The sequence below is a fragment of the Rhodococcus jostii RHA1 genome, from assembly GCF_000014565.1.
Taxonomy (GTDB): Bacteria; Actinomycetota; Actinomycetes; order Mycobacteriales; family Mycobacteriaceae; genus Rhodococcus_F; species Rhodococcus_F jostii_A.
Window position 1 is genome coordinate 914,019 of the sequence record NC_008269.1, and the last position, 25,843, is coordinate 939,861.

At 62.5% G+C, this 25,843-nt stretch carries 20 protein-coding genes and 2 pseudogenes; 11 read left to right on the forward strand and 11 right to left on the reverse strand.

The features are described from left to right. The first annotated feature begins 116 nt into the window (after positions 1–116). Complete coding sequence (locus tag RHA1_RS39875) at positions 117–698, forward strand: peroxidase-related enzyme (RefSeq protein WP_011599668.1); 582 nt, start codon at positions 117–119, stop codon at positions 696–698. Positions 699–2,008: 1,310 nt separating this feature from the next. On the opposite strand, the gene RHA1_RS45050 is transcribed toward RHA1_RS39875, so the two are convergent. Further along, positions 2,009–2,383, reverse strand: coding sequence for a DDE-type integrase/transposase/recombinase (locus RHA1_RS45050; protein ID WP_050787591.1), 375 nt, complete (start codon positions 2,381–2,383; stop codon positions 2,009–2,011). A 662-nt stretch (positions 2,384–3,045) separates the two neighbouring features. On the opposite strand from RHA1_RS45050, the gene RHA1_RS39890 reads away from it, so the two are divergent. From RHA1_RS39890 to RHA1_RS39900, 3 genes are all read left to right on the forward strand, one after another. Beyond that, positions 3,046–3,609 carry a cupin domain-containing protein gene (locus RHA1_RS39890; RefSeq protein ID WP_011599675.1) on the forward strand — a complete coding sequence of 188 codons (564 nt, stop codon included), beginning with the start codon at positions 3,046–3,048 and terminating at the stop codon, positions 3,607–3,609. Positions 3,610–4,186: 577 nt separating this feature from the next. Then, positions 4,187–5,464: a PucR family transcriptional regulator gene (locus RHA1_RS39895; RefSeq protein WP_011599676.1), complete on the forward strand. Its 1,278-nt coding sequence runs from the start codon at positions 4,187–4,189 to the stop codon at positions 5,462–5,464. A 222-nt stretch (positions 5,465–5,686) separates the two neighbouring features. Continuing rightward, positions 5,687–6,361, forward strand: a complete 675-nt coding sequence (locus tag RHA1_RS39900) for a hypothetical protein (protein ID WP_011599677.1) — start codon at positions 5,687–5,689, stop codon at positions 6,359–6,361. A 225-nt stretch (positions 6,362–6,586) separates the two neighbouring features. Here the strand turns inward: RHA1_RS39900 and RHA1_RS52610 are convergent, their stop codons facing one another. Further along, complete coding sequence (locus tag RHA1_RS52610) at positions 6,587–8,245, reverse strand: SDR family oxidoreductase (protein ID WP_011599678.1); 1,659 nt, start codon at positions 8,243–8,245, stop codon at positions 6,587–6,589. Positions 8,246–8,399: 154 nt separating this feature from the next. Between RHA1_RS52610 and RHA1_RS39910 the strand changes: the two genes are divergently transcribed. Further along, the gene (locus RHA1_RS39910; RefSeq protein WP_011599679.1) at positions 8,400–9,023 is read left to right on the forward strand and encodes a TetR/AcrR family transcriptional regulator; all 624 of its coding nucleotides are present in this window, start codon (positions 8,400–8,402) and stop codon (positions 9,021–9,023) included. A gap of 445 nt (positions 9,024–9,468) precedes the next feature. Here RHA1_RS39910 and RHA1_RS39915 read toward each other — a convergent pair whose 3' ends face one another. From RHA1_RS39915 to RHA1_RS39935, 6 genes are all read right to left on the reverse strand, one after another. Next, on the reverse strand, positions 9,469–10,251 hold the full coding sequence (locus RHA1_RS39915; RefSeq protein ID WP_011599681.1) for a class II aldolase/adducin family protein: 783 nt from the start codon (positions 10,249–10,251) through the stop codon (positions 9,469–9,471). Positions 10,252–10,328: 77 nt separating this feature from the next. Beyond that, complete coding sequence (locus RHA1_RS39920; RefSeq protein WP_011599682.1) at positions 10,329–10,847, reverse strand: hypothetical protein; 519 nt, start codon at positions 10,845–10,847, stop codon at positions 10,329–10,331. Then, positions 10,831–11,424: a flavin reductase family protein gene (locus RHA1_RS47850; protein WP_337505344.1), complete on the reverse strand. Its 594-nt coding sequence runs from the start codon at positions 11,422–11,424 to the stop codon at positions 10,831–10,833. Before RHA1_RS47850 ends, RHA1_RS39920 begins: the two co-directional genes overlap by 17 nt. 47 nt (positions 11,425–11,471) lie before the next feature. Further along, entirely contained in the window at positions 11,472–12,665 is a 1,194-nt protein-coding gene (locus RHA1_RS45065; RefSeq protein ID WP_011599684.1) for an LLM class flavin-dependent oxidoreductase, read from the reverse strand. 33 nt (positions 12,666–12,698) lie between these two features. Continuing rightward, positions 12,699–13,124 (reverse strand): GlcG/HbpS family heme-binding protein, encoded by a 426-nt coding sequence (locus tag RHA1_RS39930; RefSeq protein WP_011599685.1) that lies wholly within the window; start codon positions 13,122–13,124, stop codon positions 12,699–12,701. A gap of 38 nt (positions 13,125–13,162) precedes the next feature. Beyond that, the gene (locus tag RHA1_RS39935; protein WP_011599686.1) at positions 13,163–14,191 is read right to left on the reverse strand and encodes an NAD(P)-dependent alcohol dehydrogenase; all 1,029 of its coding nucleotides are present in this window, start codon (positions 14,189–14,191) and stop codon (positions 13,163–13,165) included. 192 nt (positions 14,192–14,383) lie between these two features. On the opposite strand from RHA1_RS39935, the gene RHA1_RS39940 reads away from it, so the two are divergent. The 6 genes from RHA1_RS39940 to RHA1_RS39965 all read left to right on the forward strand — a co-directional run bounded on the left by RHA1_RS39940 (position 14,384) and on the right by RHA1_RS39965 (position 22,369). Beyond that, positions 14,384–15,256: a LysR substrate-binding domain-containing protein gene (locus RHA1_RS39940; protein WP_011599687.1), complete on the forward strand. Its 873-nt coding sequence runs from the start codon at positions 14,384–14,386 to the stop codon at positions 15,254–15,256. 188 nt (positions 15,257–15,444) lie between these two features. Continuing rightward, the gene (locus RHA1_RS39945) at positions 15,445–16,962 is read left to right on the forward strand and encodes a GMC family oxidoreductase (RefSeq protein ID WP_011599688.1); all 1,518 of its coding nucleotides are present in this window, start codon (positions 15,445–15,447) and stop codon (positions 16,960–16,962) included. A gap of 67 nt (positions 16,963–17,029) precedes the next feature. Continuing rightward, on the forward strand, positions 17,030–17,317 hold the full coding sequence (locus RHA1_RS47855) for a DUF1330 domain-containing protein (protein ID WP_011599689.1): 288 nt from the start codon (positions 17,030–17,032) through the stop codon (positions 17,315–17,317). A 36-nt stretch (positions 17,318–17,353) separates the two neighbouring features. Then, positions 17,354–18,274 (forward strand): dihydrodipicolinate synthase family protein, encoded by a 921-nt coding sequence (locus RHA1_RS39955; protein ID WP_011599690.1) that lies wholly within the window; start codon positions 17,354–17,356, stop codon positions 18,272–18,274. Positions 18,275–18,769: 495 nt separating this feature from the next. After that, the gene (locus RHA1_RS39960; protein ID WP_011599692.1) at positions 18,770–20,434 is read left to right on the forward strand and encodes an AMP-binding protein; all 1,665 of its coding nucleotides are present in this window, start codon (positions 18,770–18,772) and stop codon (positions 20,432–20,434) included. A gap of 378 nt (positions 20,435–20,812) precedes the next feature. Continuing rightward, positions 20,813–22,369 (forward strand): IS1634 family transposase, encoded by a 1,557-nt coding sequence (locus tag RHA1_RS39965; protein WP_011595823.1) that lies wholly within the window; start codon positions 20,813–20,815, stop codon positions 22,367–22,369. A gap of 708 nt (positions 22,370–23,077) precedes the next feature. On the opposite strand, the pseudogene RHA1_RS39970 reads toward RHA1_RS39965, so the two are convergent. The 3 genes and pseudogenes from RHA1_RS39970 to RHA1_RS39980 all read right to left on the reverse strand — a co-directional run. Further along, positions 23,078–24,150: pseudogene (locus RHA1_RS39970) on the reverse strand (IS110 family RNA-guided transposase); the annotation flags it as partial. A 325-nt stretch (positions 24,151–24,475) separates the two neighbouring features. Next, positions 24,476–25,116 (reverse strand): annotated as a pseudogene (locus RHA1_RS39975) (class II aldolase/adducin family protein). Between the two features lie 2 nt (positions 25,117–25,118). Further along, the gene (locus RHA1_RS39980) at positions 25,119–25,550 is read right to left on the reverse strand and encodes a carbohydrate kinase family protein (RefSeq protein WP_050787593.1); all 432 of its coding nucleotides are present in this window, start codon (positions 25,548–25,550) and stop codon (positions 25,119–25,121) included. Positions 25,551–25,843 lie beyond the last annotated feature (293 nt).

Consider the following 25,843-nt stretch of genomic DNA (forward strand, 5'->3'; position numbering starts at 1 on the left):
TGTGTGAGTTCAGTCGATCTCGCACCCGTCCACCGGCAGTTCAGGGCGGTTGACCTGTTGTTAAACAGTGCTGCAGAATATGATAATTCGAGTGAAGAGATTCCTGGAGGCTGTAAGTGAAGTCGCGTTTCCCCTTATGCCCCCTCGCTGAATTGAGCGGTCTTCCTGATGACGTCGCGGCCAGCATTCTCAAGATTCAGGAGAAGTCTGGGTTCGTTCCCAATGTGTTTCTGATGCTCGCTCGCCGACCGGCGGAATTTCGGGCGTTCTTCGACTACCACGACGCGATCATGTACCGCAGCGAATCGTCTCTCACAAAGGGAGAACGGGAGATGGTCATCACCACGATCTCCGCAGACAATCACTGTCTCTACTGTGTTGTCTCGCATGGTGCCATCCTCCGGGTGTATGAGAAGAATCCGATTGTCGCAGATCAAGTTGCGGTGAACTATCGGCATGCGGACATCACTCCTCGGCAGCGCGCGATCCTCGATTTTGCGGTCAAGGTCAACAAGAGTGCATGGGAAATCGCCGACTCCGACTTCGAATCTTTGCACCATTATGGCCTTGACGACGAGGATGCCTGGGACATTGCAGCTATCACTGCACTATTCGGTCTGAGCAACCGCATGGCCACTGTTGGCAAGCTGGAGCCGAACCTCGAGTTCTACATTCTTGGCCGTACCCCCAGGGATTGAGTGCCGCAGAGGTGCAGTTCCGACTCTGCGCTTTGTTCGGCCGGAATCGGATCTCATGAGGCGCTCGGAAGTGCGGTTGTCGGGGGCTGCGACCCTGTGGTCGCACCCGGTTTCTGGACCACCGGTTCGGCATAGTCCTACCTGCATTCGATCGTCGACGGGGTTCTCCCGTCTGCCTTACATTGAGGATGTCGCGGCCGCACGCGAGACCGCACGGCCGTTGCTCGATCCCGTCCAGGTCGATCATCTCGGGCGTACGCTGACGTGTCGCCGTGCTCGACGTCCGCAATCCGTCACTCTGCAGCGTGCGTCCCGTCGCTCTCTGCACGCACGGAATCTGGCGGGCGAGACGGTTCCCCGATTCTCGGCAGCGGCAACATCCACGCCTCCTTCATCGGGGGTGGCGAAGCGATCGCGAGTTACCTTGTCAAGTGCACGATCTCGATCGAACGCCGAGGCCCCGCCGATCCGCTCCTGGTGGGCGAATTCCACCGTCTGCGCAGCGCCGCCGGAGCCCATAAGCCCTGCTCGCCGCCGAAGGCAAAGGCAACACGGCTGGGTAGCCATCGGTGAGGTGTCCCGCGCCTTCAACGTCTTCCTGGCGGCGGGCGGCCACCCGGGTGGAGGGATACTTCTCGGGGGGTTTATAACGTCGGTGGGTTCTCGATCGCGATCATTTCGCCACGCGCACACACGTTCTCGGCTGATGCGAGTTCGAGAGACACGGTCACCTTCCGTCCCTCGTGGCTTCGCAGACGTTCGCGGACCGTCAGTTCGACACCCATCGGGGTCGGTCTGCGATATTCGACGGTCAAGGTGCCGGTCACGAACCGTAGGAGTTCCTGGCCATCCCCGATCTCGCGCCCTCGAGCGTGCTATACAAATGCCGAGGCGGAGTCGGCGCCGTGGCAGTCGAGCAGTGAGGCGATGAGTCCGCCGTAGACATGGCCCGGCACTCCACCCCTGTAGGCGGGTCCCGGCGTGTATCGCGCCACTGTTTCGTCCTCGTCGAGGTAGCTCACGAGTCGCATTCAGTCGGGGTTGGCCGGCCCGCATCCGAAGCAATGGGCAAAACGCTGAGGATAATCGGAAGTGGTCAACCTGTCTGAGACAGTCGTGCCTGATATTGATGCCTGTCAATTGGGGTAGGTCCGGTGCTTGGGGACGGCGACGGAACCGTTCGGGGTGTTCGGTCCAGATCCGGTCGAGCCGGTCCTGACGGCGCCGACGGATCTCGGCGGCGATACCGAACAACACCGCCGCCCGTGTGTGCCGACTCAGACCGCCGTGCGGTGCTCGTTCGCATACCGCTACAAGAACTGCTCGGTCCACTCCCGTGCGTGACCGATGCCGTCGAACCGTTCTGGGCAACTCGAGTCGTACTTGAGTGTTTTGAACAGCGACTCGGAGAACGGGTTGTCATCGCTGACCCTCGGCCGTGAGTAGGTCCGGCACGCGCCCGCCTCGTCGAGGGCGGCGATCAGGGCATGTGAGCGCATCGACGCCCCGTTGTCGGCATGCAACACCAGCGGCACCCCGTACTTCTCGAACGCGGCAGCGAACATCTGCACCGCTATCTGTGTCGTCTCGGCGTACTCGATCCGCCAGGCCACCGGGTAACGAGAGAAAACGTCGATTGCCAGATACAGCAAGTACCGGTCCTGCTTGCGCGGCCCCTGGAGCATGGGGGTACCTCCCTGCACGCAGTGCTCAGGGGAATGTCCCAGGACCACAACTGACCCCCTTGCGCGGTCGCCACGACCGGCTTCGGTCGCGCGTTGCTTCCGCCGCGGCGAGTGCGCCGACGATCCCCGGTCAGATTCTGCGACCGGGCGACCCGATAGAACGTCCGCTCGGAGCAGGCCACCAGCCCCTCATCGAACGAACGCCAATATATTTGCACCACAGACCGATCCGAATTCTCTTCGGCAAGCAGCAGGTCGATGATCGCCCGGCTGATCGACAGGCCGGTGGAAGCGGCGACGCCGCAGACGGGCCGGGCGGCATCATCAACCCATAGTGACCGAGTACGAAGCGATCCATCGCGGTGCGGAGGTGCCACCTAAGCATCCGCAATCCGGATTAGCTGGATGGCGCTGGTGTGACGTCGCGAACTACTTGCCGAGCATGCATGTGTTGGAGGAGAGGTCTCCAAAATCTTGTCGTGCGGGGGAATGCAGATCTGCCTTCGCGGACTTTCGCAGCAGGTGTGGTCTGTGGGACCACATTGGCGCCTGCATTGTGGAACGCCGGCCCATCGTTTCTGGATGGTTCGGCTGGCAGCATTTGATGTGACGGAGCGCACATAACGTGGCATCGCTAACTACGACGGAAAGCAAGGAAGACAATGACTTCGACGATCAACGACCGTACTCCCACTCGTCTGGAGGGCCCGGGTGGCGCGTATATCTCGGACCCGAAGAACGCCACGATGGTGATGGGTGGCAGCGAGTGGGATGGGGCCCCGCAGATCCCCGGTGCCACCCTAGTCCTGCACGCCATGGGGGACCGAACCAACAACTCGCTCACGTTCGCGGAGGTCACCTTCCCCGTCGGCCAGCGTCCGTGGTTTCACACCCATCACAGCGAGGATGAGGGTTTCTTCATCCTGGAAGGCCAACTGACGGTGACCGTCCTCGATGATGAGGGGCAGCGTCACACGCTGGTAACCAACCCCGGCGAACTGGTGTGGGGACCGCAGGATTACGCGCACAGCTATCACGTCACCAGTGACGTGCCGTGCAAGACGATCATTGCGCTCACGCCCGGGTCGACGCTTCCGGGGTACTTCGCGGCCGTCCAGAATCTCGAGCTTGACCCCAACGACACGGCAGCGGTGGAGGCTTTCTGCGAAGAAACGCACAGGCTGTACGGGCTCGAGTTCTTGCCGCACATTCCTCTCGACGTGTGACGTCCGTGCCGGAAAAGAGTGAGTGCGCCAACGAAGAACTCGTCCACCGCTTCCTGGCCGCGATGGGCCGGTTGATGTTCCCGCGTTGAGCGAGCTCTTGGCGGAGGATGCAACCTGGTGGTTGGCTGGCGACCTGCCGGTCTCCGGGTTCTAAGACGGCAAGCCGGCTGCCATCGGGCGACTTCCTGTGGTCCGCAGCCGCTCTGTCCGAGCTGGGTTCTCTCGGCTTCAAACGGCGACACCTCGTCAGCGCGGCACGCACCGTCGTAGCCGAGTACGTCGCTCCGGACGGGGGATGCTCGGTGGTAGGCAATATCGCAATACGTACTGCACCGTGTTCGAGTGTCGCGACGGCAAGATCAGTCCGTGCGGGAGCTCGATACCGCACACGTCGGTGAGGTCCTCTACCAAACCGGCAACGCATAGTCGCACTGCTGGCCATAACGCAGCCGTAGGGGCTGCGGGTGCGCGCCGGCGCCCCGTAGCCCTGTGGCTGGCTGAGATTCTCAGCTGAACCATCTCATCGGATCGCGGAATTGCACGCCGGATCCGACCCGACTTGCGGCAGGATCGCCTCATGCGATGGTGGCAGAATTTGCGAGGCGAAGACATTCTCGTCCCGACGACTCAACCGAGAGCCGCACTGTCACTCGACGATGAGGTTCGCTCTCTGGCCGGTGCCGGCGCACTCGACTGGGCCCATGCACTCGCGGTGGATCTGACGCGGGAATATGTCGAAGTCTCGATTCCCGAGCTCAGGCGGTCGGCCGACTTCACCAGGGGCCTGCAGATCAGCGCGGAGGCGAACATACTCGGGGTCCTTCTTATCCTTGGCTCGCCCGGTTCGGAGGTCCAGCCGCCTCGAGAGGCGCTGGACTTCGCCGATGAGGCCGTCGTGCAGCAGGTGCCGCTGGTCGCGGTGCTGCGGGGCTATCAACTGGGTATGCAGCACTGGCTGCGGTGGTGCGCACCTGTGATTGCTCGCCATACCAATCCCGTGGTCCAGGCCGACGAGCTTCAACTCGCCGTCTCGGCAGTCGTGCGGTATATAGACCGCCTCTCCGAGATCATGATTGCCGAGTACGAGCGTGAACTGCAGCGACGTGCGACGTCGGGCGCTTCCCGTCGCGCCGCGCTGGTGAGAGCTGTCCTCGCCGGTGACGTGGTGAACGTCGACGACACCGCGCACCTCCTGCACTACCCACTGGCGGGCAGGCACATGGCGTTGGCCCTGCACAGCCGGGCGGACAGCACGAACCAGGTCGACGTTCTGGAGGCCGCAGCCAGATCTTTCGCTACTAGCGTCGGGGCAACTGGATTGCTGACCATTGCCACGGGCTTGGCCACCATGGATGCATGGGTCGCCGTCAAGGCGGACGGCGGAAGGCCGACGAACCCGATGCGCGAACGCGTCACCATCGGTGTCGGAACACCGCTGACTGGGGTAGCCGGCTTCGTTCAGTCCCACCGACAGGCGTTGCGGGCTCTGGAGATTCTTCACATGGCAGCGCCGGGGAAGCTGGACCCGATCACCTACTACGACCGAGTCCGGCTCATTTCCCTTGTAGCGAAGGATATTCCAGACGTCCAGACATTTGTCACTGCCACGCTGGGGGGTCTCGCGGGCAGAGATGAACGCTCTCACGAACTTCGCGAGACCCTCCTCGCGTTTTTGGAGGCGAACAAAAGTTATACCGCGGTGTCCCTCTCGTCTCATTTGCACAAGAACACCGTCGTTCAACGGGTGAAGAGGGCAAGCGAGCTAACCGGTCGAGATATCACGAATCACCTCAACCTGCATGTCGCCCTGATGCTGGTCGACGTGCTCGGCGAACGCGTTCTCGCTGATCCCTGACACCGAAGTGACCAGTGGAAAGAATGCTGAAGATGGGGGTCCTGTTACCGCAGGAGGCAGGCGTAGATGTTGCCACAGACCCAAACGGTCAGCGGCCGACCTATCGAGTTCGGTGTTGGGAGTGTGACATGTCCGTGTCATCCCATTGCACACTCAAGCCAATCGTCGATCGCGTTCATCGTGACCGAGAGTGCGTCGCCATCGAAAAGAAGGTGATCTGCGTTGAGGATCGAGACAAAGGTTGCCGACATCGAGGGTGAGATCGCAGCATTTCACGCCAATCCGGTGGATCGGCCCATGCCGTTGTACTTCCTCACCTTCCCGTCCGCGAAGGACCCCTCGTGGGACGAGCGCCATCCCGGGCGGGCCACCATCGACATCGGGGTGACAAGTCGGTCCCTCTTCGAGCCCTCTGCGGATACCGGGTGGATGAACCGCGGGGCGGACTACGACGAACTCAAAGCACGGCTCATCGAGGAACTGCTCGACCAGGTCTTCCGCTTCTGTCCCCAGCTGCGCGGCAAGATAGATCACACAGAACTGGCGACACCGCTGGGCTTCAACCATTTCCTCGGACGAGACCGTGGCGACTTCATGTCGCTCGCAGCCAGCCCGAAGCGATTCGCGATTCGTGGCCTCGGCGCGCACAGCGGCGTTCCCAACCTGTTTTTCAGCGAGCAAGATGTTGCCGCGGCCGGCGTCGTAGGCGCCGTGCAGGGCGGGGTGATCGCGGCATCCGGCGGTGCTCGGCAGGAACGTGCTCGAGGACCTTGCGGTTCAGTCCGGGTGAGTGTCGCCGCCACTACCGCGGACGTGGAGACGACTCGAGTACGTAGGCCGGCCGTGATCGAAGTCGGCGTTCCCGGCGGGTCCAAGGCTGCGACCAGGCCAGGTTGAACCTTCTTCGAGCAGTCCCGGTGATCAGACGCTTGTTCTCGCCTGTGTTGTACCTACTCAGAGTGGGCCGGGCTCATCCTGGACTCGCAGTTCCCGGTGGGACGACATGGTCGGATCATCGCGAACAGCGCCAACATCGAAGGAACAAGTGTCCTCCTACGCCTCGGACCCTCTGTCAGTTGGCGCGGTGACAGGGTTCAGATGAGCTGCGCTGTCCGCGATGGTTCAGAAGCCAGCGAACTTCTTGATCAGCCGGCGACGAATGGGAGCAGGCACGTTATTGGTGATCGCGCGAACAATCTTCAGCTTCGTGGTGTCGACGATCCAGTGAACTCGGGCCCTATCCTCGGCGGCTTCGAGGATCGTGGTCGCGACGTCGTCGGCGGTGAGATTGATTCCGATCGAGTCGACGATGTCTCCGTGGGCGGCATCCATCATCGGGGTTGCCACGAAGTTTGGCATGATGTCGCACACGTGAATACCGTGTCGCTCCCATTCGATGTTCATTGCCTCGGTGAAGCCGCGCACCCAGAATTTGCTGGCCGAGTAGGTGGCCTCGCTGGGCACTCCGTACTCGGCGGAGAGCGAACACATGTTGATCACCTTGGCGTCGCCAGTCTTCGACAGGTGGGGGAAGGCGAGGTAGGTGCAGTTGAGCACCCCGTTGACGTTGACGCGGGTGATCAGTTCGTGTTGTTCGAGGGTCATGTCCTCGAATTTGTCGATGAACGCGACGCCGGCGTTGTTGACCAAGACCTCGAACGAGCCACCGTGTGCTGCCGCGAACTCGGCGAAGACGCGGGCGATCTCTGCCTTGTCGGTGACGTCCAGGCTGGCGTAGGTGTGCTGGTCACCAAGGTCGGCGCGCAGTTCGTCGAGGGCGGACGAATCGACGTCCGTTGCACACAGCGTCCAGCCCTTCGCGGCGAAGCGGCGGGCCGCTGCGCGACCGATGCCTGCGCCTGCGCCGGTAATGACGACGGTGCGGGGCATGAGAGTCTCCTGGTTCGAGTCGAGGGCTTGCTGAAGGAACTGGATTTGGTCGGTGACGATGGTCTCGAATGTCTCGCCGAGGTAGGGGGCGAAGTGCCCGCAGTCGTAGGTACGCACAACGCCGCGCCGGGCACGCTTTCCGGCCTTGACAGCTGGTGTCGGCGGGGTGGTCTCGTCCTTGGTCGCGACCTGCACGAGGACGGGAATGTCGAGGTCGCGCAGTGCTCGGCCGGGCGAGTACAGACCGACCCGCAGTGCGAATCGCGCCGCGACCCGTTGGTCGAACTGATGCCCCTGCGGGACCAGCTGTAGATATCCGGCCGCCTCGGGTGCGGTCATCAGCGCGGGCGACCCGGGTTCGCCGGAGGCCGCGACGTAATGCGGGGACAGCCCGAGAGCAGAACGCACCACGTCGTAGAGGGCGTGGCCGGTCAACCTCAACGACTGCACCGGGGGGATCGCGAGCAGCGAGGCGATCCCGTCGGTGTGCGGTACCTGTGCGATTGCCGCGGCCGCGCCCACCGGTTTCGCCAGGGCCATGGCGTGCCCCCCGGACAAGGAGGAGCCCCACAACACGATTCGGGAGGAGTCCACTTCGGGCCGGGACCGGGCGTAGTCGACCGCCGCGATCCAGTCGGTGTGCTGCTTGCCGATGTCGAGGACCTGCCGCGGCGTACCGGCACTGGCACCGAAGTGCCGGTAGTCGAATACCAGCACGTGATACCCCTGGCCGGCGAACCGTTCCGCATACGCGTCCAGACGCATTTCCTTGACCCCCGCCAGTCCGTGCGCCATGACGATGCACGGCGCCGGTCCCTCGACGGCGGCGCGGTAGAACCACCCCGCGCACGCCTGTGAATCGGAAGTGAAGGTGATGTCGAAGCGGTCCATGGGGGGCTGCCTTCCGCGCCGGAGCGTCGTTGTGAGATGGCACCGATATTTCCGAACTGGTGTGGCCACCGACACACATTATATGGAACTACTTCCAAGATTGGAAGTAGTTCCAACTATGGAAGTGGTTATAGGTTCTGGGTAGGATGAGGAGGTGACTTCGCAGGGCACGAGCCGGACCGCGCGGCGGGCCGCCGCAACTTATCGGGCGATTGTGGATGCCGCCGAGGAAGTCATGCTCGAATACGGCTCCGACGCACTCACTTTGGACGCGGTGGCCGACCGTGCCGATGTGGCGGTACAGACGATCTACAACCGGGTCGGCGGCCGGTCGGCGCTGCTGGTCGCGGTGGCCGAGCGGGCGTTCGACGACAACCGTCAGTACATGGACGCCGCATACGCGGCCCCGGGTGCGCCAGTCGACCGGATCCTCCGGGCCGCGGAGGCGTACGCCAGGTTCGCGGCCGAGCGACCGCATCAGTTCCGACTGCTCGTCGAACCTCCAGACGAACCGGACGCTCTCACCCGGATCGCCGACCTCGTCGCCGAACAGAACAACAAACTCGCCGCGGCCCTGGCCGATGGGGCTGAGGACGGCAGCATCAACCCGCACCTCGATCCGGCGACCGCCGCGACCGCACTGTGGGCAGCGATGAACGGCATCCTTGCACTGACCTGGCGCGCGGACCGACTCCGTAGCGACGACGCGCAAGCCCGCGAGCTGGTCACCACCATGACGACGATGATCACTCAAGGCCTGTTCACAAGCACACGCTGACACGCTCCGGAGACTCCCAGGATCGGCCACCTTCTCGCCACGCCGCATGGTCTCTGATCCGCCGACGTCATCGATTCAGTTGGAGGCGCGGGTATGCGCCCGCGAGACTGCGTATTTCGTCATGGCCACAGTTCGATTGAGCAATAACCTGCCACAAGCGCTCGATGAACCGGTGCGTTGTCATTCCGAAGTGAACTAGGATTTCCTCCTCCGGAGCGCCGCCGTATGGTGCCCACATTCCGGCGAACTCGATGAGGCGCTCTGCTTCGGTGTCGGGGTATTTGCGTTTGCGCTGGGGTTCGTCCCAAGCGGCAGGACGCCTCTGGCGCCGCTGTCGATATTCGCGGGAGTTCATGGATGTCACAATCGGGACTGAGGAACATGTCGGAGTGTGTTGTTCTCGTCGCACCGAGGGACGAGCGGAGTGCCAAGCCCCATACCGCAACTAGTCGAGCAAATCGGGCTGTGATGCGACGATGCGCTGATATAGGGGCTGGAACTGGAACCAGCCGGCATATTCCAGACCGACCTGGTCATAGGTCAACTTCGCGGTTGCTGCATCGAGAGGTTTCGGATCACCTGCAGCCATAGCTATGAGTTGCGCCTGGCTTGACCGCTCCATCGTGATGAACCACCAAGCCGCGGAATCGACGGTGTGTCCGACTGTGAGGAGACCATGGTTTGCGAGGACTACCGCCTTGTTCTGGCCGAGGGCAACTCCGATCCGCCGACCTTCCTCCAACTCCGCTACGACGCCTGTGAAGTCATCGAATACGGCATGGTCGTTGTAAAACGCACATGCGTCCTGTGTCAAGGGATCAAGGCCTAGTTTGAGGCTGGACAATGCCTTGCCGTAGAGCGAGTGAGCGTGCGCGGCTGCGACCACGTCGGGCCTGGCGGCGTGTACCTGCGAGTGAATAACGAATGCTGCACGATTGACTGGCCGGTTTCCCTCGACAATTTCACCTTCATGGTTGACGAGGATCAAGTCGCTCGCCTTGATCATGCTGAAGTGCATCCCGAATGGGTTGACCCAAAAGTGATCCGTCTTTTCGGGGTCCCGAGCAGTAATGTGCCCGGCCACTCCTTCATCGAACCCGCACTGGCTGAACAGGCGCAACGCAGCCGCGAGACGCTGCTTACGGTGTTGCCGTTCGTCGTCCACCGAATCGAATTTCGGCGGTGACGGTACCTCGATGCCTTCGCGGGTTTGTGCGAATTCTGTCATTGTTCGGACTCCTACTCGTGTTGGTGCCGATGTCTCGCCCACCTGGCAAATTCAGGAGAGCGACTGGGCGCGGACGGCTAGTGCGCCACCGTGACTTCCGGTTTGTCGGACGCAGGCCGCACGCACGCGGATTTCCACCCGTCGGGTGCCCATCCGGGTACATGATCGATCACGCCGTAACCGTGGCTGCGCAAGTCGTCGGCGACCGCGTTCCAGAGTGCGGACGCATCGGTTGTCGGATCAACCGACACGACCGCACCATCCGCGATGCCGATTGCCGCGATGTCGTACAACAAGCTCGCGAGCGAGCGGACTCTGGTGGGCATGCGAAGGCAACTTTTACTCGCCACGTGCGCGGTTCGTGCATCGATGGATAGCAGAGTGCGGTGGGGGATCGCGGCGTACTCGTTGTCGATCTCGCGCGACATTGTCTGCGCCTGGCGTAGATCTGCCGCGGAGATAGTGATCAACTCATTTTCGGCCGGTCCGTTTCGGCGGAACCCTCCGGCATCCACGCCTACATAGAGGGTGATCACGCGTTCATCGCATTCACTCATAGTCCATCTCTTCTCGAATACGCTAAACGTGGAAGGCATTACGCTGTGCTATCGCGGGTCGACTCCCCGAATAGCGACCACGGTGATAGAGGAGCGGACTCGCACCGTCGGCAGTGGAAGCGAGGTGCCGTACCCGACCTACGACGATCAGGTGGTCACCCCCGGGATGGCTGGTCTCGATCTCGCACTCGATCCACGCGCACGCACCATCGATGATCGGGAGTCCTCCGGGTGACTCGCTCCAGGAGACACCCGCGAATTTGTCGCCACCCGATGTTGCGAAAGCGGCACTGATGGCCTGCTGCCCCTCGGTGAGGACGTTGACGCAGAATCTGCCGTGGCGCGCAATCAGCGGCCAACTCTTCGAGGACTTGGCTGGCAGTGCGAGAACCAGCGGCGGGTTCAGTGACAGCGACGAGAAGGATTGACATGTGAACCCTAGTGGGCCATCCGGCGATGTACCTGTAATCACCGTTATTCCGGTCGCGAAATGGCCCAGGACCTCGCGAAACGTGTCCCCTGGTTGTGCCGACATGGATGGTCGTCCTCTTTCATCAACGAGTTGCTGATCCGGATGCAGGCGGGAGTTTTCGGGTAACCCGCCCCCCGCCTGCATCCGACTGTCAGCGGCAGGTTCGCTTCACGCTGCTCGGGGGAGCGGACTCAACCACGCAGGCCCATCTTCTCCAGAATGGGGAAGATATCGTCCTGCATTGCGTGAAGCCCCTTCTGCGGGTCAAGGAAACAAGTCAGAATGCTCTCGGCCCCACCCTCCTGGTTCAGCTCACGCAATTTCTCGGCAATCGTCTCCGGGGAGCCGACAAGCTGAGGGGACATGAAACCGTGCGAGTAGCCCTCGTAGAACTCTTTGCCGAGGCCCGCATACGGGTCCTGGCTGAGCGCGTCCACGTCGCGGTCTTTGTACATCTCCATTCCGCCGAGTTGGCGGGCGTAGCCGAGCAGTGCTTCCCGGTCGATCTCTGATTGCAGCTCTGCGAACTTCTCCGCCGCGAGCTCGTCGGTGGCTTCGGCCACTACCCAACACATCGTTGCTGCACGGATTGACCGGCCGAACGATTCGGCCAGACTGTGCGCGCGGTCGACCTTCGCCCGAAGCTCCGGAACTGTGAGGCCAACGGTGAACAGCCAGTCGACATTGCGCGCACCGAAAAGCACTCCCCTGTCCGACATACCGGCGTTCATCAGAATCGGTCGCGGTGAGCGGGTCGGTCCGGGCTTCACAACTGCCCCGTACGACTGGTAGTACTTGCCCTCGAAGTCGAATGGTTCCGGTTCGGTCCACAGGTGCTTGAGCAACACGGTGAATTCCTCGGCCATGTCGTAAGCAACATCATGATCGATGTGCTCCATCCCGAATGCCGCCATCTCCTGCGCCTGATAGCCGGTGACAATGTTCAGGCCCCAGCGCCCGTTGGAAATGTGGTCGATGGATGCACCGATTTTCGCGATGTGGAGGGGATGAAACCGGAAGGTGATGTGGCAGGTGGAGAACACACCCATGTTCTCGGTGATCGGTGCGGTAGCGGCCGCCGTGGTGAGAAAGTCTAGCGACGCACCGTTGAAGTCGATGTCACCACCTGAGCCGAGCCAGCGGGCGAACGGAACCTGATAGTCGTATCCGATGTATTCCGCCTGCTCGATGAGGTTGCGGGAATTCGACCACTTCCAGTAGTCGCGCTCGCGGTCGTTGTTGCGGAGCGTTGCTTTGGACATGGTCATGCCGCCGCGAATGTTCCACCCGAAGAAGCCGAGTTCGAGGGCTTTACCTCTACGGCTGTCCGGCTGCCCACCGGGATCGTTGGGAATCCCGTCGGGGACGATCAGTTTTCTTGCCATCTTGAACTCCTGAAGTGAGGAACGGTGCGCTTGTCAGGAGGCCAACACTGCGGCGGCGGCGTTCGCGATCTGCTCATCCTGGTCGGGCATACCCCCACTGACACCCACCGCGCCGATCACCCGGCCCTCGAGCACAATAGGAACGCCACCGGAGATCGGGCAGATCCTGTCGATGCTGAACAGACCGAGCTCAAAATCCTTACTCGCACTGGTCACCCCGATCCACGCGCTTGTCGGGAGCTGGGTGGCGACGCTCGAGTAAGCCTTGTCCTGCGACACCTGAATGCCGGAGAGAAGGGAATTGTCCATACGAGAGAGAGCTTTCAGGATTCCGCTCTCGTCGAGGATCGCGATCGACGCTGCCAAACCAAGCCGCGCAGCTTCCGCTTCTCCCGCCTCGATCGCACGCTTCGCCGCGTCGGCACTGATGCTCTGCTTGGTGATGGTGACGTTTTGCATGTACTTCTCCTACTTTGTGGATCGTAAATTGATGGGGTTTACGGGACGAGCACGGCTCGACCGGCGACGGAACCGGTGGTCAGTGCGTGCAGGGCCTCGGTGGTGTCAGACAACGGGAATGTGGTGTGAAGCGACCGAAGCCCTGACCGCTGCATTCCGATGAGTTCCTGCAACTCGGTGTAGGTGCCCACCAGGTTGGTGACGATGGTGATCTCCTTGACGACGGCGCTGAGGGTGTCGACATTCAGTGATGCGCCGCCGCCGACGAGTGACACCGTTCCTCCCTTGCGGACGAAGTCCAACGGTGTCACCGACTGCGAGCCGCCGCTCGCGCAGTCCATGACGGCGTCGACGCCGCCGTTGGTCAGCTCGAGAACCGATTCGAGCAGTGTCTCGATCGGACCGTGGAAGCTGGCGTGCGCCCCCAGCTGTTCGCCGAGTTGAGCACGGGCGCTGTCCACATCGAGTGCAATCACAGTGCACGAGGTCATCTCTCGAAGTAGCTGAACCGCGAAGTGGCCTACGCCGCCCACTCCGATCACAGCGACGGTGCCGTTGGGATTCAGATACGGGACCAACCGCTTGACGGCGTGGTAGGCGGTGAGTCCCGCGTCGGAGAAACCCGCCAACTCCACCAGGTCCGCGTCACCCGGAAGTGGTACCACCGCACGTTCTCCGGTGAGCATGTACTCGGCGAAGCCTCCCCAGGTGGTGGCGTCCACTCCTGGAAATCGACTGTTCGAGCAGTACATGTCACGTCCCGCTCGGCACCCGTCGCAGAGTCCACATGTGATGAGGGGGTGAAGCAGGACTGGGTCGCCGGGGGCGACGACGGAGACCTCGGAACCGACTGCTTCCACCCAGCCCGTAGTTTCATGGCCGGCTACGTAAGGGAAGATCGGCTGGCCGTAGGCGGGGACGAGTCCTCCGGACATGGTTTCGAGATCGGTGCGGCAGACGCCGGCGGCGGCGACCTTGACGATCACGTCGGTGCTGCCGCTGAGTTGTGGGTCGTCGACCTCGCGAACCTTCATGCGGCCGAATTCGGGAATAACCGCGGCAATCATGATCTCTCCTCTTTCATGTCGTCACGCACAACGGGCCTGCGCTGAGGCGAGCCGGCGACCGGACGTATCCGCTCTGTGGGTGACGAAGACTGTATGACGATCATGGTGTGATGCAACTCGCAGATGCAAGACTATGTTGATATGGTTTGGCTATTGTTTGATATCGACAGAGTCTGAAGGAAGCCGCTCAGTATGGAGATCCGTCACCTCAAATACTTCCTCGCGGTCGCCGAGCACCTTCACTATGGGCGGGCAGCGAAATCGCTCAACATGGCACAACCGCCACTGAGCCAGCAGATCCGGCGCCTCGAGAAGATCCTCCAGATGGAGCTGTTCGATCGTTCGAGTCGACGCGTGACCCTGACGAACGAAGGTCAATTTCTCCTGGAGGCTGCCCGTGAGGTCGTCGGGCAGTCCGACCACTTCGAGAACCTCGCCAAAGCCCTACGCATGGGTGAGGCCGGCCAGTTGCGCATCGGCTTCGCCGCATCGGCGATGAACTGGGGATTGGGAACCAAGCTGCGGCAATTTCGTACAGCGTATCCAGAAGCCGACGTGATCGCCCACCAAATGTCCGTCGCCGATCAAGCGACGGCACTTCAAGATGATCGGATCGATCTCGCCTTCACGGTGGGCGGGCTCAACTACGAGAACCTGCAAGTGGTCGACCTGGACGAGGAGCCACTGCGAGCCGTCATTCCCAGCGATCACCCTCTCGCCGGAATGGAGACGGTCCGTCTTGCTGATCTCTCCCATGAGACGTTCGTGGGTTACCGCTTCGACGATCACCTGGAAGACATCATCGCCTCGGCCTGCTACCGGGCAGGGTTCACCCCAAAGATCTCGTTCCAAGGGGCACAGAGTCATACGTTGCTACACATGGTGAGCGCGGGTTTCGGGCTGGGTCTGCTACCGGCCTGTGACGCGCGGATGGGCGCCGACGGGGTCGTGTTCATCGACCTCGAGCCGCCTGTGCCCACGATGCGCATCTCGGTCGTGAGGCATTGGCGCCGCTTGACTCCGCTGGCCGAACGCATGCTCGAGCTAGTGAAACCGAAAGAATGACCCAAACGACGCCGCCACCCTGATTGATATCCGCAACGTCTCGAAACATCCACAACTGATATCGCCCTGCTCTTGCCTGTGGCCGGGGCCACAGAGCAGGCTTGTCCACGTCGTCACAGTGCAGTCGACGACGCGGCGAGTCCAGGAAACCTCTGGGCCGCTGATCTCAATGGGTGAGGGAGCGTGCGATGAAGCACTTCGACTACGTGATCATTGGGGCGGGATCCGCCGGATGCGTCATGGCCGACCGCCTTTCCAACGACGAGCGATGCACGGTGCTCGTCTTGGAGGCGGGCCCGGTCGACACGGACCCACGAATCTCCGACCCAGCTCGGTGGGTGGAACTCGGCGGGTCACCGGTCGACTGGGGCTACCTCACCGAACCGCAGAAGTACGCGGCCGGTCGACAGATCCCGTGGCCACGCGGACGCGTTGTGGGTGGAAGTAGCTCCATCAATGCGATGGTGCACATGCGCGGTTGCGCAGCCGATTACGACAATTGGGCTGCGCAAGGATGCACTGGGTGGGACTACGAGTCAGTGCTTCCCACGTTCAAGGCCTACGAAGACTTCGACGGTGGCGATTCCGGCTATCACGGAACTCGCGGCCCTTTGAAGGTGTCTCTGCCCCACGATGTTCACCCGCTATCCGAAGCCGCCCTCTCTGCAGCGCTCGGCCTCGGCCATCCAGCGAACTCGGATTTCAACGGCGAGACGACCCTCGGGGTCGGATGGAACCCGCTAACCGTCTGGGACGGACGCCGCCAAAGTGCTGCAGTCGCCTTTCTCGGCCCCGCCCTGAAAAGAAGCAATCTGACCCTGCGCACCGGCGTTCTCGTGACAAAACTCGTATCGAGCCAGGATCGGATCACGGGGGTCGAGTACGTAGAGAACGGCACCGCACGCACGGTTCACGTCGACGGTGAGGTGGTTCTCTGCGCCGGTGCCATCGAAACCCCGAAACTATTACTGCTGTCCGGAATCGGGCCGACCGACGATCTCAAGGACCTCGGCATCACCGTCACATCGCACGCACCGGGAGTCGGAGCCAATCTGCACGATCATCCCGGAGTGGGAATCACCTTCACCTCCAAGCAGCCGGTTGTACCCGGGCACAATCAACACAGCGAACTCGGAATGTTCGCCAACATCGACGGATCGCCAGAGCGACCACAGGTTCAGTTCGGAGTTGTCCTCGCTCCACACGTTGCGGAAGGTCTTGTCGCTCCGCCCAACGGCTTCACCTTCTATCCGTCGTGGACGACGCCCGAGAGTCGCGGATCACTAAAATTGCGTTCCGCTCGGCCCGAAGATCAACCCTTGATCGATCCGTGCTATCTCCAAACAGAGTCGGACTTGGACGGACTGACCGGCGCAATCGAACTATCTCGAGAATGGGCACACGCTCCGGCCATGGAGGACTGGACCGACAAAGAAGTGCTGCCGGGCCCAGGAATCCACGACAAACAAACACTGCGTGACTATGTTCGCCGCGCAGTAGGAACCTGGTTCCATCCAGTCGGCACCTGCCGCATGGGATCCGACATCGACTCGGTCGTCGATAATCGTCTGAAACTCCGGGCATTCGACAATGCCCGAGTCGCAGATGCCTCGATCATCCCGACTGTCCCCCTGGGTAACACGAATGCGCCCACTCTGATGATCGCCCACCGCGCGGCAGATTTCATCCTCGCAGACGCCCAGTGAAACCCATCCCTTTAGGTCGGGTAAATCCTGATATCGAACGACCGAAGGTGCCTCGAAGGAGAACCGCATGACCGCAATCGTCGTTGCCCGAATCCGTGTAACCGACGCAGACAAGTACGAGTCGTACAAACCTCTCTCCAAGCAAGCGATAGAGGAATTCGGAGGACGCTACTTAGTCCGTGGCGCCGCTCCGACCACTTTGGAAGGTAAATCCGACGATGTACGTTATGTCGTCGTGGAATTCGCATCCGTAGAGGCCGCAACAAAGTTCTACGACTCACCAGGTTATCTCCGTGCGCGCCAGGCGCGTGAGGGTGCCTCAGAAACCGTCATCGACGTCGTCGAAGGCGTATGAACCACTATTCAGCCTGCATCAAAAGGAGTATCTGAAATGACGCCACCCAGCTTTGACTGCACCGGAGTCATCCCGGCAAGTTTGCTTCCACTACATGCCGACTTCAGTATTGATATCGAGAGCTATCGGAAGCACCTCAACGACATGGCTGATGTTCGCGGAATTTCGGCGATCACCGTCAACGGGCACGCGTCGGAGGTCTCGTCGTGCACGTTCGACGAACAGCAACTTCTGCTCGAAACCGCCTGTGATCAGGTAGGTGATCGTGTGCCGATTGTCAGCGGAATCTACGCAGACAGCACCGCCGAAGCGGTACGTCTCGCTCGAATGGCTGAGAACGCCGGAGCCTCTGCATTGCTGGTCTTCCCCCCCAACGTATTTGCGCTGGGCAGTCGGCCGGAAATGGTGCTCGCGCACTTCACGAGCATCGCGGAAGCAACCTCGCTGCCACTGATCATATTCCAATTTCCAGTGAAGGAGCCGTTGTCGTACGGCCACGACGTCATCGGGCGTCTCATCGATTCCGTGCCCACAATCCGTGCGATGAAGGATGGTTCCAGCGATCCCGTTCGCAGCGAAATGGCGGTGCGTGAGTACCAATCCGATACCTTCAGTGTGCTGACAACCCATAGCGCATGGCTCTTGCAGTCGCTCGTCGTAGGATGCAAGGGAATACTCTCCGGCGCCGGTAGCACGATTGCGAATCTTCAAGTCGAGCTCTTCGAGGCGGTTCGAGGCCATGACCTCGAAGTAGCTCAAGCGGTTGCAGCCCGGATTTACAGCACGACACAAGCGTTTTACTGCAGCCCCGGGGTCGATATGCACAACCGAATGAAGGAGGCGCAAGTGCTGCTCGGGCGGTTGCCTTCATCCGTGGTGCGTCCTCCCCTGCAGAAGTTGCCGGCAGCAGAGGTCGAACGGATTGCTGAGCTCATGAGAGTTGCCCAAGTACTTTAGTCAGGACCCCCGGAGTTTTACCGGATCTCAGCGAAGCACGCGATCACGCATCAGTACCGGCGGGCGCTATCGCCCTGTAGTGCAGGTGAACAAATCGTCCAACCCTGGGCTATGCCCGGACGCCTACACCGGACCCGCAGCGTAACGGAAGTGCGCGGAAGAGGGACAAATGTCTGCACCACGTTGATTGGACTTCGGACAAGACCGGTCATCCAAGTCCCCGGGGAGAAGCATCGTTTCGTGCGCCACTGACCGCTGACTGGCCCGAAATGAATGCTGCGCTATGAGCAGTGCCACCCTGCGGGTGGATCTGGATGCTCGGAGGAGCACACCGCTGGCGATCGATGAAGCGAGCACGATGACGTGCCCCGCCCCATTCGGAACCGACGGGTCGAGATTTCCGCCCGGCTTCTTGAATCGACGATGGAGAAGCACTCGAGCGACCGGGACCGAGTCGACGTGCCGACTGCCCACGACCAATTCTAAAGGAGAACAATGCCATTCAAGAGCCCGTTTCCGGACGTCGAGATTCCGAACCTCAGCGTCTACGACTTCCTCTTCGGCCAGGTCGATGAGGCCGATCTGGATCGGCCGGCGCTGATCGACGGCGCTTCCGGTGCGGTCACCACCTATCAGGCATTGATCGCCCAGATCAACGGGGTCGCGGGGGCGCTCGCGGCCCGCGGTCTCGCCGTCGGTGGGGTGGCGGCGTTGCATTCGCCGAACGTGCCGGCGTTCGCGTCGGTGTTCCACGGGATCCTGCGGGCCGGTGGGGTCGCGACCACCATCAACGCCCTCTACACCGCGGAGGACATCGCCAAGCAGCTCACCGACTCGAAGGCGAAGTTCCTGTTCACCGTCTCCCCGCTGCTGCCGCAGGCGAAGGCCGCGGCCGCGCAGGTCGGGATCCCGGCCGCGCACGTGATCGTGTTGGACGGCGCCGACGGGCACCCGTCGCTGCAAGATCTACTGGCCGAAGGCGCGCCGGCGCCGGAGGTGTCGTTCGACCCGGCGACCCAGTTGGCGGTGCTGCCGTACTCGTCGGGCACCACCGGCCGGCCGAAGGGGGTGATGCTCACCCACCGCAACCTGGTGGCGAATGTGTGCCAGATCGACCGGCCGATCGGAATCCGCGCCGACGACAAAGTCCTCGCGGTGTTGCCGTTCTTCCACATCTACGGGATGACGGTGCTGCTCAACGCCGCCCTGCGCAAGCGGGCCGCGCTGGTGACGATGCCGAAGTTCGACCTGGTCGAGTTCTTGACGATCGTCGCCGAGCAGAAGTGCACGTATGTGTTCATCGCCCCGCCGGTGGCGGTGGCGTTGGCCAAGCACCCGCTGATCGACCAGTACGACCTGTCGAGTGTGCACTCGATCTTCTCCGGGGCCGCCCCGCTGGATCAGGAACTGGGTAAGGCGGTGGCGAACCGGCTCGGGTGCCGGGTGCGGCAGGGGTACGGAATGTCGGAGATGAGCCCGGTCTCGCATGCGATTCCGTTCGACCGGGACGATATCGCGCTGGACTCGGTGGGTCCGAGCATCGCGAACATGGAATGCAAGCTGGTCGATCCCGGCACCGGGGCGGAGATCGAGCAGCCGGCCGAGGGGGTCAGCGCGCCGGGGGAGTTGTGGTGCAAGGGCCCGAACATCATGGCCGGGTATCTCGGGGACGACGAGGCGACCGCGGAAACCCTGGATGCGGGCGGGTATCTGCATACCGGGGACATCGCGACGGTCGATTCGGAGGGGGTGGTGACGATCGTGGACCGGATGAAGGAGTTGATCAAGTACAAGGGTTACCAGGTGCCGCCCGCCGAGCTGGAGGCGTTGTTGTTGACGCACCCGCAGATCGCCGACGCCGCCGTGATCGGGGTTCTCGACGACGAGGGCGAGGAGGTGCCGAAGGCGTTCGTCGTCCGCCAGCCCGGTGCCGAATTGGATGAGGCCGCGGTGATCGCGTTCGTCGCCGAGCGGGTCTCACCGCACAAGAAGGTCCGCAGGGTCGAGTTCATCGATCTGGTGCCGAAATCCGCCGCCGGCAAAATCCTCCGCAAGGACCTACGCGCGACGGAGCCGTCGAGCACACACAGAGCGGCCCTGGTATGGATTCGTCGCGGTAGTCCAACGTCCGCGATACTCCTCGTCACAATGCGGACTTGAACGTACTCGGCACACACTTTACTGCCCACTGGTTCACTCCAACGAAGGCACACGGTATCGAGAATGAGTCTTCACGGACCTGGCACTGCGAAGTTGCATCGTCAAAGCTAAGCTATCTCTCCTGCAACGAGTCTCGCTGGCGGTCATGAGTCCGTATAGACAGGTCAGGCCGACCAGAACTGCAACCGAACCCAGTGTGCGAGCGGCCATGACGCCGACCCAGGACGTGATCCCGACGTCGACGAATACCTCCGCACGATCGACTAACCTGACTTGCACAGGTCGATGGGGATTTCCCGCTTCGGCTGGCGTTTGTGCTGGTAGTGGATTCGCGGGTCGGGGATATGGGGCACTAATCGGTCGGTAGGATCGCCGGTTGTGGCTGCCTATATCCGCAAGGTTCGGACCGCGTCGGGGGCGACGGCGGTGCAGATCGCCGCGAAGGACGGGGGCCGCCACAAGATCCTTGAGCACCTCGGTTCCGCCCACACCGAGGGCGAGTTGGCGGCACTGTTGCAGGCGGCCCGGGAAAAGCTGCAGGCCGGCCAGCAGGAACTCGACCTCGACCTCGGCGGTGGTGGGGAACGCGGATCGGTGATCGCGACGAAACGGTCCCGCTGGCTGATCGAGGCGATCGAGACCGGATGGCGACGCCTGGGTCTCGACGCTGTCGACGACGACGCGTTCTTCCAGTTGGTCCTCGGCCGGCTCGTCGAGCCGACATCGATGAGCGACACCAGCCGGGTCGTCGCCGAGATCGGCCTGACCCCGGCCCACCGCAACACCTACGCCAACGCATTGAAGCGTTGCGCCACAAACGATTACCGAGACCGGGTCGCGAAGAAATGTTTCGAGCATGCCGCCGCGACCGGCGGATTGAGCTTGGTGCTCTACGACGTCACCACGCTGTACTTCGAGGCAGAGAAGGAAGACGACCTGCGCAAGGTCGGATATTCGAAGGAACGCAGGGTGGATCCGCAGATCGTGGTAGGCCTGCTCGTCGACCGTACCGGATTCCCCCTCGAGATCGGCTGCTTCGAAGGGAACAAGGCAGAAACCCATACCATCGTCCCGATCGTCCGGCAGTTCCAGGCCCGCCACGACATCGAGGGCGTCGAGATGGTTGTCGCCGCCGACGCAGGCATGCTCTCCGCCGGCAATCTCAAGGACCTCGACGAGGCCGGACTCAAGTTCATCGTCGGGTCCCGCGTCACCAAAGCCCCCGCCGATCTCGCAAACCATTTCCATTGGAACGGAAATAGTTTTGCTGACGGACAGATAATCGATACGGTCACTCCCCGGCACGCGAAGAGCACCGTCAACAACGTCAACAAGCGCACCGAACCGGTCTGGGACGCGGCCGGACATCCGAAGTCCTGGCGGGCGGTCTGGCAGTACTCGAAACGACGGGCGGTCCGCGACAATCAGACACTCAACGCCCAGGAGGCCCGGGCCAGGGAGGTCGTCGACGGCGGCACAGCTCCGAAGTCGACGCGGTTCGTCAAGACCACCGCGGGAGGCCGCACCCTCGACACCGCATCTCTCGATCGGGCCCGATCATTGGTCGGGTTGAAGGGCTACGTCGCCAACATCCCCGCCACACTGATGGACCCGGGCGAGGTGATCGGCAAGTATCACGACCTTTGGCATGTCGAGCAGTCGTTCCGCATGTCGAAAACCGACCTACGGGCGCGGCCGATGTTCCACCACACCCGCGACGCGATCGAAGCCCACCTCACGGTCGTGTTCACCGCGCTCGCGGTCGCCCGCTATCTGCAGGCCGAGACGGGAGTCTCGATCGGGCACATCGTGAAAACCCTGCGCCCGCTACAAGAAATCAGCCTGACCATCGCCGGCCACCCCCACACCGCCGCCGACCCGCTCACCGTCGAAGCCGCAGCCATCCTCACCTCGCTGGAACTACCGACACGTTGACCGGGGTACTAAAACTGTGCAAGTCAGGACTAACGTAGCGAACCACTGGAAGCATTTCAGTGGAATTGAGGAGCGGTCCAGTTGTCACCTTCCGAAACTGCCGAGGGCGAGCGCACGTCAACGCTGCGGCTTGCCGTGGACGGCTGTAGACGGCGAAAACCACACGAGGACTGGCGAGCACTGCTCAACTCGAGACAACTGTCGCTTAGCCGAACAGGCAATCAGCGCGGTGTGCGTCGGCCAAAAAGGGCCAGCCAGACTGTTCGAACTTAAAGAACCCTTTAGCTCGGCCCGAGGTTTGGAGAATATATGCCATTTCTGTTCCTCAATGCTGTCACCGCTTGCCTGACCATGCTGTTTCGTCCTCACTATTGGCCTAGAGCTCTCAAGAACGGCGCGACTAAAATTGCATGCGCACGGACGGAAGCACGAGCAATCAATTTGCATGCTCGCCTCGCCGGGGACGGCGAATGAACCTGCGGCGTAATTGCTCATAGTTGTCGCGTGGGTCATTCCCAGGCGCTGTTGTCACCAACCGTGTGATCATCCGGGACGTTCGTGGGGTCCTGCCGGCCCCGGTCAGTGCCTCATCGGTCGTCGCCGAGGAGCGGGGGCAAGGTGGAGTCCCCGCAGCGCAAGCGAGGAGAACCGACCTTGCCGCCCGACGAGCAACGACCAGGGCCGCGGCGGGGAAGGCCCCGTGGGCCAGTCGTCGAGCACGGCCAACGACCAGCACCACCCGGCGAGCTCGCGGGCGATGACGGTGTTCGCCAGCCGGGACGCTTGCGGCGGGCGTCGAACCCGGCCCACCGCTCGTGCAGGCGCCGGTAGCCCCGTTGCCCGCGGGCTCGGGCCGCCGGTGAGGCCTTGTCCCAGCGGCGCCGCAGATCCACCCCGGCACGATAGCGCTGCCGGTGATGCCAGGCGGCCTCGATCAACAACCGGCGCGCGTGCCCGTTGCCGGTCTTGGTGATCGCCCCCTGCGAGCGGGAGGCGCCCGAGGACGACTCGGTGGGCACCAGTCCCAGGTAAGCGCCGATCGAGCGGCCGGTCAGCCGGTGCCAGTCCCCGATCTCGACCGCCAGCCCGAAGGCGGTCAACGTGGACACCCCGCGCAGACACCCGAGCCGGGTCACCACCGGGGTGTAGGCGCTGTCGGCGGCCATCCGGGTGATCGCGGCATCCAAACGGTCGCGCCGGCCGAGGGCGGCGAGCATGGTGTCGTACGCGGTCTCGTAGGCCAACTGCAGAACCGGCTCATCGAAATGCTGGCTGCGCAACCAGATGTCGTGCACCTGCGTCCACGCGTGCCCGCCGTAGTAGACGATTCCCTGCCGCAGAAGAAGTTTCGACAGCCGGTGCCGAGCCGCCATCAGATCCCGGCGCACGTCCTCACGGGCGCGCACCAGATCCCGGGCCGCCTCCTGCGCCACGCTCGGCACCGTGACCGAGGTGATCTGATCGAGGTGCAGACGAGCCAGATGCCGTACATCTCGCAAGTCGGTCTTGACCCGATCACCGGACGGGCGCTGCAGCTTAGAGGGCGCGGCCACCAGACACTCGATGTCCGCCGTGTCCAGGAACCGGGTCAGCCCGAACCCGGTGGGCTCGGCCTCGTACGTCGCCTTCATCGGATCCGGCAACGACCGGATCCAGTCGAGTATGTCGCGATGATCGGGCGTCAATCGGCGCTCGAACAGCTCACCGGTCCGCACGTCGAGGCCACACGCGACGACCGATCGTGCGTGCACATCCAATCCGACGCTCGTTCGCTGATTCATTGCTGGGGAGTCCGGAAGCGTCGATCCGAAAGCGCGCCCAATTCTGAGGACTGAGAGCAATCACCATCCACTCGGCACGCGGGAGTGCAGCGATGAGCGTGTTGAACATGCGGGCCGGGCACTGCCGGAGTGCCCTGTCCGGAACCTGGCGACCGATGCAGACCTTTGGTGGTGGACACCAGTGTGCGCAGGTCTGGTCGGATTAGCCGGTTCCGGCAACCCGATGTGCCGCGCGTCGCTCGCGGTCGGCATACCCACGCGGCGACTGCATCATTGACGGCTCGACCGACGGGAGACGGCGGACCAACTTTTCACCGACCAACGGCTACGGGTTCCCGTAGTTGGTACGAACCGCGATCTCCACCATGGCCTGCATCTGGGCATCAGTGAGCGCTCTCGGTGTGCCGACGGCCGCCGCAGCAAGGTACATTCCGCACAGCCATTCGAGCAGCAAGATGTTGTCGAGGGCGTTGGTGAGAGTCGCGCCGACAGCCACCGATCCATGATGCGCCAGAATCGCCGCGTTCTTCCCGCGCAGTGCCGACGGCACCGATTCAGCTAGTTCCTCGGTTCCGAATGGCGCGAACGGCGAAACGGGAAGGGCGCCACCGAGCAAAAGCTGCTGGTAGGGAGGGAGCTCGTCCGCGACCAGCGACAGAGCGATGGCTGCGGAGGCGTGCGCATGCACGACGGCGCAGGCGTCCGTCGAGCGGTACACGCCCAGATGGATGTCGATCTCCGATGTGGGGTGCTGCGGGCCGCCGCGATGGTGCCCGGCGAGGTCGATGAGTGTCACGTCGGCGGCTGTCGCGTCGCCAGCGTAGTTCCCGTCGCTGTCACGGCAACGATGTCACCGCTTCGCGCGCTGACGTTGCCGGCGGTTCCGAGAACGAGCTTGCGTGCGGCCAGTTGCTGACTCGTCGCCGCCACGGCGTCGCGCAGGGTGTGGAGTTCTGTGGTCGTCATGATCAGCGGACCTCCCGCGCGGTGTGGGAGGACGAAAACCGCTTCACGACGTCGAGGTCGTAGTCCCCGAAGTCACTGCCGAGGCCCTGCGCCACCTGCGCTGCGGTCGCATTGCCGAGTCGCGCCGCCGCCGCGGGATCCATTCCGAGGGATACGCCGCGTAGGAATCCGGCCGAGAATACGTCCCCGCAGCCGGTCGTGTTGACGACGTCGACGGTGAACGCGGGGACCTCGGTGATCCCGTACTCGGTGGCGACCACGGTCGGATTCGGGCCCGCGGTCACGACTGCACACTGGGCCCCGCGGTCCAGGAGGCGACGACACCCGTCCTCCACGGACGACGCACCGGTCCAGCCGATCACCTGCTCGTCGTTGGGCAAGAAGTAGTCGATGTGAGGCAGCGCCGCCTCGAAGTAGCTGAGTGCCTCGGGCACCCCGGGCGCGTCCTCTACAGCGGAGCCGGTCAGGCATGGTCGACGAAGTCTGGAACACCGACGCCTACAATGGGATTCCATTCGGGTCGGTTGTGATACGTGCGGTGACGGGGCGGATCAAACAAGATCTTGACTTCTGTCTGTAGCCTCGTAGGGTGAATACACCAAGCGGGTGCTTGGTACCTGTCTGATTCAGCCGCGGTAGTGCTGAGAGCGACCCAGACGTTGCGGATTCGAAGAAGGCAACCTGCCTTGGTTTGCCGGTTGTCAGTGTCGGATCCTGGTCCCCCACG

Coding starts and splice junctions, on each gene's coding strand:
- RHA1_RS45050 (WP_050787591.1), bottom strand. CDS start 2,383: ATGCTCCAGGGGCCGCGCAAGCAGGACCGGTACTTGCTGTATCTGGCA.
- RHA1_RS39890 (WP_011599675.1), top strand. CDS start 3,046: ATGACTTCGACGATCAACGACCGTACTCCCACTCGTCTGGAGGGCCCG.
- RHA1_RS39895 (WP_011599676.1), top strand. CDS start 4,187: ATGCGATGGTGGCAGAATTTGCGAGGCGAAGACATTCTCGTCCCGACG.
- RHA1_RS52610 (WP_011599678.1), bottom strand. CDS start 8,245: ATGGACCGCTTCGACATCACCTTCACTTCCGATTCACAGGCGTGCGCG.
- RHA1_RS39915 (WP_011599681.1), bottom strand. CDS start 10,251: ATGACAGAATTCGCACAAACCCGCGAAGGCATCGAGGTACCGTCACCG.
- RHA1_RS39920 (WP_011599682.1), bottom strand. CDS start 10,847: ATGCCTTCCACGTTTAGCGTATTCGAGAAGAGATGGACTATGAGTGAA.
- RHA1_RS47850 (WP_337505344.1), bottom strand. CDS start 11,424: ATGCAGGCGGGGGGCGGGTTACCCGAAAACTCCCGCCTGCATCCGGAT.
- RHA1_RS45065 (WP_011599684.1), bottom strand. CDS start 12,665: ATGGCAAGAAAACTGATCGTCCCCGACGGGATTCCCAACGATCCCGGT.
- RHA1_RS39930 (WP_011599685.1), bottom strand. CDS start 13,124: ATGCAAAACGTCACCATCACCAAGCAGAGCATCAGTGCCGACGCGGCG.
- RHA1_RS39935 (WP_011599686.1), bottom strand. CDS start 14,191: ATGATTGCCGCGGTTATTCCCGAATTCGGCCGCATGAAGGTTCGCGAG.
- RHA1_RS39940 (WP_011599687.1), top strand. CDS start 14,384: ATGGAGATCCGTCACCTCAAATACTTCCTCGCGGTCGCCGAGCACCTT.
- RHA1_RS39945 (WP_011599688.1), top strand. CDS start 15,445: ATGAAGCACTTCGACTACGTGATCATTGGGGCGGGATCCGCCGGATGC.
- RHA1_RS47855 (WP_011599689.1), top strand. CDS start 17,030: ATGACCGCAATCGTCGTTGCCCGAATCCGTGTAACCGACGCAGACAAG.
- RHA1_RS39955 (WP_011599690.1), top strand. CDS start 17,354: ATGACGCCACCCAGCTTTGACTGCACCGGAGTCATCCCGGCAAGTTTG.
- RHA1_RS39960 (WP_011599692.1), top strand. CDS start 18,770: ATGCCATTCAAGAGCCCGTTTCCGGACGTCGAGATTCCGAACCTCAGC.